Origin of the sequence: Micromonospora sp. NPDC007230 (assembly GCF_042869115.1) — a bacterium.
In the GTDB taxonomy this organism is placed as follows: domain Bacteria; phylum Actinomycetota; class Actinomycetes; order Mycobacteriales; family Micromonosporaceae; genus Micromonospora.
Genome location: NZ_JBIAFE010000077.1, coordinates 1 through 1,424, shown reverse-complemented (window position 1 = coordinate 1,424; position 1,424 = coordinate 1). Strand labels below are relative to the sequence as shown.

Genomic DNA, 1,424 nt, shown 5'->3' with positions numbered 1-1,424 from the left:
GAGCTGCCCACGGTGGCGTCGGGTGGTGGCGGTGCGGGTGCGGAGGCGCTGGTTTTCGGGGTTGCGGAAGCCGTAGGCGTCGCGGGCGACGGTCTTGATGACGCGGTTGGTGCCTTCCGAGCCGGCGTTGGTGATCCCGGTGGTCAGGAACGCGTGGATCTGTTGCCACCAGGTTTCGATGGTGGTGGCGAGCCGGTGCAGTTCGGGCAGGTCAGTGGCGGCGCAGCGGGTGTAGAAGCGGTGCAGCAGCTGGTGGACGTGTTCCCGGTCGGGCTGGGTGCGGGCGGTGGCGAGGAGGTCGAGCAGGTCTTCCTTGGCGTTCCATGCGGCGAGGATCGGGGCGCCGATCGCCGCGGGTAGGGCTTGCAGTGTGTCGACCAGGCGGTCGACGTGCTTGCCGGGCATGCGGGCCGCGGATCGGGTCAGCCGGTTGCGCATCCGCCATTCCGGGTCGGTGCCGCGGCCGCGGCGTCCTCGCTGGGTCAGGGTCATGCGGCGGCGGACCTCGGTGACGGCCCGGTTGGCCAGTTGCACGACGTGGAAGTGGTCGACGACCAGCAGCGCGTGCGGTAGCACCTGCCGGATGGCGCTCTTGAACACAGTGCACATGTCAATCGCCACCGCCCGGATCTGGTCGCGCCAGGCTTGCGGGCGGGCGGTCAGCCAGCCGGTGACCGCGGTGGTGGTCCGGCCTTCGACCTGGGCGAGCAGACCCTGTCCGCCGGACAGGTCCACGAAGCCGACGTGCCACCGGTCCGCGGTCGTGGTCCACGAGCCAGCCTGCTCGTCCCAGCTCCAGCGGGGCTTGCCGCGGCGGACCTCGTCGATGCCGAGCACCGCGACCGGCTCCGGCTCGGCTGGCAACACCGCCCTCGCGTGGGCGGTGAACGCGGCAGCGACGACCGGCCACGAGACACCGTGATCCCGGGCGGCCTGCACGATCGTGCGACCTGCGTCGGCGACCGCCGCACCCGCCGCCTGCCTCAGCCGGGTGGTCAGCCGGGCACGGGCCGGGATCTGGGCCACCTGCTCGGTGAACGACTTACGCGGACAGGCCGGGGTCGGGCAGTACCAGCGCCGTTTACGCCACCGCAGCCGCACCGGCCGCCCGCCGACCGGCAGGTCCCGCGGCCGGGTCGTGATCCACTGCTTGATCCGCACCGCCCGCTGCCCGCACTGCGGGCAGCATCGTGCCTGCTCACAACCGGTGGCCAGGTGCACCACCGGGACGCCTGCGGCGTCCATCTCGACTCGCTCGGCCACCAGGCCGTCCAGGCCCAGCAGCCGGGTCGTATCGTTGACCATGCTCGCAGCTCTTCACTTGTGACCATCCGAATTCGACACTCAGATGATCACCGATGAGCTGCGAGCCCTTCACGCTCGGGCCGGCTCCAGCAGCGAACCCCGCTCAACTTCGAAGAGCC

The 1,424-nt window shown here is 71.1% G+C and carries 1 protein-coding gene; it reads right to left on the bottom strand.

The window, feature by feature from the left end; genetic code table 11:
* Positions 1 to 1,305: ISL3 family transposase (locus ACFYML_RS36585; protein ID WP_387425014.1), on the bottom strand; the 1,305-nt coding region annotated here is incomplete at its 3' end.
* Between the last annotated feature and the right edge of the window lie 119 nt (positions 1,306 to 1,424).